A 5851-nucleotide genomic window follows, 5' to 3' on the forward strand; every position below is an offset into this window, starting at 1 on the left:
GCGCCGCCCGTCTTCGCCAGCACCTTCGTGATGGCCGCCGTCAGCGACGTCTTGCCGTGGTCCACGTGCCCAATCGTTCCGATGTTCACGTGGGGCAGGCTGCGATCGAACTTTTCCTTGGACATGAACCGCTCCTCACGACGCCGCCGGTGCGACCCCAGCGGTATAGGACTTCAAGAGAACTTCCAACGGGTGCTGCGTGTGCTTCAAAGCCGCTGGAACGTCAACAGAATTCGCCCGGCGGCTCCCCCTACGGCCGGGAGGTCAGTAGCTCGGGTTGAGCGCTGACTTGGGCGCCGGTGCGTAGTGCTTGAACTGCATGGTGTAGGTCGCCCTTCCCTGGCTCTTGCTGCGCAGGTCGGTCGAGTACCCGAACATGGCGGCCAGGGGCACCTCCGCCTGGATGGCCTGCACGCCGCCAGGCCTGGGCGTCATGCCCAGGATCTTCCCGCGCCGGCCGTTCAGGTCGCCGATGACGTCGCCCATGGCGGCCTCCGGGGTGACGACCTCCGTGGCCATGATGGGCTCCAGGAGGACCGGGTTCGCCGCGCGGACCGCGTCCTTGAAGGCCAGGGAGCCGGCGATCTTGAACGCCACCTCCGACGAGTCCACGTCGTGCATGGAGCCGTCGTAGGCCTCCACCTTCACGTCCACCATGGGGTAGCCCGCCACGGGGCCGTTCTGCATGGCCTCCTTCGCGCCGTCGCGCGCGGCGTCCACGAACTCCTTGGACACGGCGCCACCGGTGATGCTGTTGACGAACTCGAAGCCCTTGCCGGGCTCGTTCGGGGACACGCGCAGGTTGATGTGGCCGTACTGCCCCTTCCCGCCTGCCTGGCGGATGTACTTGCCCTCCGCCTCCTTCGTCGCCGTCACCGTCTCGCGGTAGGCCACCTGCGGCTTGCCGATGTTCGCGTCCACCTTGAACTCGCGCAGTAGGCGGTCGACGATGATTTCGAGGTGCAGCTCGCCCATGCCGGCGATGAGCGTCTGGCCCGTCTCCTCGTTGGAGCGCACGCGGAAGGACGGGTCCTCCATGGCCAGCCGCTGCAGGGCCTGGATGATCTTGTCCTGGTCCGCGGTGGACTTCGGCTCGATGGCGATGTCGATGACCGGCTCGGGGAACTCCATGCGCTCCAGGACGATCTGCTGCTTGTCGTCACAGAGCGTGTCGCCCGTGGTCGCGAGCTTCAGGCCCACCACCGCGCAGATGTCGCCGGCGTAGCACTCCGTCAGTTCGTCCTTCTTGTCCGCGCGCATCTGCACGAGCCGGCTGACGCGCTCGCGCTTGCCCTTCACGGAGTTCCACACCGCCGTGCCCGCCTCCAGCTTCCCGGAGTAGACGCGCAGGAACGTCAGCGTCTGCGACGAGAAGGACGGGTCGTTCATGATCTTGAACGCCAGCGCGCTGAAGGGCGCGTCGTCGCGCGTCTCGCGGATGGCGTCCTCGCCCTTGGGCGTCTTGCCGTGGATCGGCGGGATCTCCAGCGGGCTGGGCAGGTAGTCCACCACCGCGTCCAGCAGCGGCTGCACGCCCTTGTGGCGGAACGCCGAGCCGCAGAACACCGGGAACAGCTTCAGCCCCACGCAGCCCTTGCGGATGGCGCCGCGCACCTCCTCCTCGGTCAGCTCGTCGCCGTTGAGGAACTTCTCCGTGAGCGCGTCGTCCTGCTCCGCCGCGGCCTCCAGCAGCTCCGCGCGCGCGGCAGTGGCGGCCTCCTGGTAGTCCTCCGGAATGTCCACGACGTCGAAGCGGCTGCCCTGCTCCGCGTCCTGGAACACCAGCGCCTTCATCCGGACCAGGTCGATGACGCCCTTGAGCTTGTCCTCGCTGCCCAGGGGCAGCTGCATGCGCACGGGACGCGCGCCCAGCTTCTCCTTGATGGTGCCGACGGACATCTCGAAGTCCGCGCCCACGCGGTCCATCTTGTTGATGAAGCAGATGCGCGGGACCTTGTAGCGGTCCGCCTGGCGCCACACCGTCTCCGACTGCGGCTCGACACCGTTGACCGCGTCGAACACGGCGATGGCGCCGTCGAGCACGCGCAGCGAGCGCTCCACCTCGATGGTGAAGTCCACGTGGCCCGGCGTGTCGATGATGTTCACGCGGTAGCGCTGGCCCATCCGCTCCCAGAAGGCGCTGATGGCCGCGGAGGTGATGGTGATGCCGCGCTCGCGCTCCTGGACCATCCAGTCCGTGGTGGTGGTGCCTTCGTGCACCTCGCCCATCTTGTGGATGGCGCCTGTGTAGAACAGGATCCGCTCGGTGGTGGTCGTCTTGCCGGCATCGATGTGCGCCATGATGCCGATGTTGCGGTAGCGCTCGAGGGGGAACTCACGGGCCATGACTCGGTTCCTTCCGGACGTCTCTTGGACTGCTGCCAGGGCTGACAAACAAAACCGCCCGGACGCTGGCAGCGCATCCGGGCGGCAACCGCGAAGCCCCTTTCGGGACCTACCAGCGGTAGTGAGCGAAGGCCTTGTTGGCTTCCGCCATCTTGTGCGTGTCTTCACGCTTCTTCACCGCGTTACCGCGGTTGTTGGCGGCGTCCATGATCTCGCCGGCCAGCTTCTCCTGCATGGTCTTCTCACCACGCGCCTTGGCGTAGGAGATGATCCAGCGCATGCCCAGCGCGACGCGGCGGTCCTGACGGACCTCCACGGGCACCTGGTAGGTGGCGCCACCGACGCGGCGGCTCTTCACCTCGAGGACGGGCTTGACGTTGTCCAGGGCCTTCTTGAACGTCTTGAGGGGGTCTTCCTTCGCGCGCTCCTCCATGAGGGCGAAGGCGCCGTAGCACACGCCCTCCGCGATGGACTTCTTCCCCTTGCGCATCAGGTCGTTGACGAACTTGGTGACGAGCCGGTCCTGGAACTTCGGATCCGGGAGAATCTTCCGCTTGGCGACTACGCGACGACGAGGCATCTCTTCCCTTACGCCCCACTTCCCTCGCTTTTGAGGAAAGCCTTGTTCAGGGGGCTTCAAGAACGACTGCTTGGAACTTCCAGGGACACTCCCCAGGGTGTGGGGCCAGCGTCCGACACTTCTTCAAATACCGCGAAGGTGTTCCGCGCCAACGACGCGCGGGAGAACCGGACTAGCTGGGGCGCTTGGCGCCGTACTTCGAACGGCTCTGCTTGCGACCGGCAACGCCCACGGAGTCCAGCGTGCCGCGGATGATGTGGTAGCGAACGCCCGGGAGGTCCTTCACACGGCCACCGCGGATCATGACCACCGAGTGCTCCTGGAGGTTGTGACCCACGCCGGGGATGTAGGAGGTGACTTCGATCCCGTTGGTGAGACGCACGCGGGCCACCTTGCGGAGGGCCGAGTTCGGCTTCTTCGGGGTCGTGGTGTAGACGCGCGTGCACACACCGCGCTTCTGGGGGCACTCCTTCAGGGCAGGGCTCTTGCCCTTGATGTTGAGCTTCTCGCGGCCCTTGCGGACGAGCTGGCTGATGGTCGGCACTGAAACCTCTTCTTCGATGGGGACCCCGCTTCCGGCTACACGGAGCGGAGCATATCTACCTACAGGCTACACAAAAGGCCCGCGAGTATAGGGAGGGCCCCCCGGGTGTCAAGCATGGCTTGCCCCTGGGCCAGAACCGGCCAGAGGACCCGGGTGCATTCCCCTCACACCCGAAAAACCTGGGACTGCGACGACGGCCGGACGCTCTACTCCGTTAGCCCCCTAGAAGTCGAGGACCATCACGATCGCGTCCTCGCCCTCGTCCACGTAGTAGTTCGGGCGGATGCCGACCGGCCGGAAGCCCAGCGAGCGGTAGAGGTTGAGGGCGGATTCGTTGCCCCGGCGCACCTCCAGCGTGGCCAGGGAGCAGCGGCGCGCCACACCCCGGCGGAGCACCTCCTCCATCACGGTGCGGGCGACGCCCCGGCGGCGGTGCACGGGGGCGGTGGCGACGTTGAGGACGTGGACCTCGTCGTGGACGATCCAGAAGATGGCCAGGCCCAGGAGCTCCACGCCCCCTTCGGGCCGCGGCTCCTCCACGAGGAGGATGGTGGACCAGTCGTGCTGGAGCTCACGCCCGAGCAGCTCCGTGGACCAGGGGTTCTTGAAGGACGCCTTCTCCAGCGCCATCACCGCCGGCATGTCGTCCACGGTCATCTGCCGGATGAGGAAGCCCTTCCCCCTGTCGGGCGTCCCGTCCTCCCGCAGCCGTCTCATCGCCGTGCCTCCCGTGCGAAGGGCGCCACCCGCCGCACCTGCGCCGACCTGCGTACTTCAGCCAGGGCCTGGGCCGCCAGCTCCCCGTAGCGCGCCCGCACCAGCTCCTCGCGGATGGCCGTGCGCGCTGCCTGGTCGAACTCACCGGGGTACAGGTCCCGGTGCGCGTCATAGTGGTGACGGACCTCCGCTTCGCTCACCTGTGCCTTCAACCGGACCCGACTGTCGAGGATTCGCTCCGCCCGGAGCCCCCGCGCCAGCACGGCCACCAGGGCGTCGCGATCCACGCCATGCCGGTCCAGGAAGCGCTGGAGTGCCGCCTCCCCTCCCAGCCGTGCACGGAAGGCGTCCAGCCGGGCCTCCACCTCCACCGGTTCGGCCGGGAAGGCCTGCAGGCGGTCCGCGCTCAGGACCTGGAGACGCTGATTGATGGACAGCTCCAGGGCCCCCCGGAGCGTCTGCTCGTCCAGCGGCAGGGCGGCGGCCTGCACGGCCCCCCGCTGGATCAGCGCCACCCGGGCCTCCATCTCCAGCTCACTCTGGGTGAGGACCTGGCCCTCGATGACCGCCACGACGCGGTCCATCACCCTGCCCCCCTCCACGGCGGGAGCGGGCGGCGGTGGGGCGGCGTGGGCGGTCGCCCCGGACCCCAGGGCAGCCCCCAGGGCCGCGGGGAGCAGTCCGCACGCCAGCCACAGGGGGGCCCTCCGGCGGGGGCGCGGTGCTGGCATGGCCTTCCTCATGTTCCGGCGACTGTAACCATCGCGGCGCGGTCCGGACATCCCGTGCTGGCGCTCACCGCCCCGCTGGTTACGTTCTTCCTTGTCGGGTACTGCACCACCCTAAAGACCTATGGCAGACGACTACTACCAGATTCTGGGCGTGCCACGGACGGCCTCGGCGGACGAGCTCAAGAAGGCCTTCCGCAAGCTCGCGCGCCAGCATCACCCCGACGTCAACCCCGGGGACAAGGGCGCCGAGGAGAAGTTCAAGCGCATCAACACCGCGTTCGAGGTGCTGGGCGACCCGAAGAAGCGCGCGCTCTACGACGAGTTCGGCGAGGACGCGGAGAAGATCGGCTTCGACGAGAAGAAGGCCGCGGCCTACCGCCAGTACCGTGCCGCCCAGGCGGCCGGGGGCAGCGGGGGCGGCGGCATCCCCTTCAGCACCGAGGGCGTGGACCTGGGGGACCTCTTCAACGACATCTTCGGGCGCGCGGGTGCTGGCGGAGGCGGCGCGGGCGGCTTCGACATCAACGACCTCTTCGGCCGGGGCCGGGGCGGCAGCCGGTCCACCGCGGCCGAGCGCGGCGACGACCTGACGACCCGCGTGCAGGTCTCCCTGGCGGAGGCCGTCACCGGCACTGAGCGCACCCTGTCCCTCCAGCGTCCGGGCCGCTGCTCCAAGTGCCACGGCGAGGGCAACACGGGGAAGCTCGTGACGTGCCCCACGTGCAACGGCACGGGCCGGGCGCGCCGGGGCGGGGCCATGTTCGGCGGGTCCGGCGTGTGCCCCACCTGTCGGGGCAGCGGGAAGGCCCCGGAGCCCTGCCCCCAGTGCGGCGGCAGCGGCATCAAGGAGGAGACGACCCGGCTGACGGTGAAGATTCCGGCGGGCGTCGTCACCGGCTCCAAGGTGCGGCTGGCGGGCCAGGGCGCGGCGGG

The 5851-nt window shown here is 68.5% G+C and carries 7 protein-coding genes; 1 reads left to right on the forward strand and 6 read right to left on the reverse strand.

Going from position 1 to position 5851, the window contains the following annotated elements:
* The 6 genes from D7W79_RS37770 to D7W79_RS37795 all read right to left on the reverse strand — a co-directional run.
* A partial coding sequence (locus tag D7W79_RS37770; protein WP_233588040.1) for a GTP-binding protein occupies positions 1 to 125 on the reverse strand: 125 nt, incomplete at its 3' end.
* Positions 126 to 264: 139 nt separating this feature from the next.
* Positions 265 to 2346, reverse strand: coding sequence for an elongation factor G (gene fusA, locus D7W79_RS37775; RefSeq protein WP_120530113.1), 2082 nt, complete (start codon positions 2344 to 2346; stop codon positions 265 to 267).
* Between the two features lie 109 nt (positions 2347 to 2455).
* Positions 2456 to 2926 (reverse strand): 30S ribosomal protein S7, encoded by a 471-nt coding sequence (gene rpsG, locus D7W79_RS37780; RefSeq protein ID WP_014395858.1) that lies wholly within the window; start codon positions 2924 to 2926, stop codon positions 2456 to 2458.
* A gap of 172 nt (positions 2927 to 3098) precedes the next feature.
* On the reverse strand, positions 3099 to 3470 hold the full coding sequence (rpsL, locus tag D7W79_RS37785; protein ID WP_014395857.1) for a 30S ribosomal protein S12: 372 nt from the start codon (positions 3468 to 3470) through the stop codon (positions 3099 to 3101).
* 222 nt (positions 3471 to 3692) lie between these two features.
* Positions 3693 to 4187: a ribosomal protein S18-alanine N-acetyltransferase gene (gene rimI / locus D7W79_RS37790; RefSeq protein ID WP_120530114.1), complete on the reverse strand. Its 495-nt coding sequence runs from the start codon at positions 4185 to 4187 to the stop codon at positions 3693 to 3695.
* Positions 4184 to 4771, reverse strand: a complete 588-nt coding sequence (locus D7W79_RS37795) for a hypothetical protein (RefSeq protein WP_276375552.1) — start codon at positions 4769 to 4771, stop codon at positions 4184 to 4186. The genes rimI and D7W79_RS37795 overlap by 4 nt, the downstream gene beginning before the upstream one ends.
* Positions 4772 to 5039: 268 nt before the next feature.
* On the opposite strand from D7W79_RS37795, the gene D7W79_RS37800 reads away from it, so the two are divergent.
* The coding region (locus tag D7W79_RS37800) for a DnaJ domain-containing protein (protein ID WP_147442250.1) at positions 5040 to 5851 on the forward strand (812 nt) is incomplete at its 3' end.

The organism is Corallococcus exercitus (genome assembly GCF_003611585.1).
GTDB classification, from domain to species: domain Bacteria; phylum Myxococcota; class Myxococcia; order Myxococcales; family Myxococcaceae; genus Corallococcus; species Corallococcus exercitus.

What these genes read in the sequence shown, in the direction of transcription:
- D7W79_RS37795 (WP_276375552.1), bottom strand. Translation starts at nt 4,771, where the DNA reads ATGGACCGCGTCGTGGCGGTCATCGAGGGCCAGGTCCTCACCCAGAGT.
- rimI (WP_120530114.1), bottom strand. Translation starts at nt 4,187, where the DNA reads ATGAGACGGCTGCGGGAGGACGGGACGCCCGACAGGGGGAAGGGCTTC.
- rpsG (WP_014395858.1), bottom strand. Translation starts at nt 2,926, where the DNA reads ATGCCTCGTCGTCGCGTAGTCGCCAAGCGGAAGATTCTCCCGGATCCG.
- fusA (WP_120530113.1), bottom strand. Translation starts at nt 2,346, where the DNA reads ATGGCCCGTGAGTTCCCCCTCGAGCGCTACCGCAACATCGGCATCATG.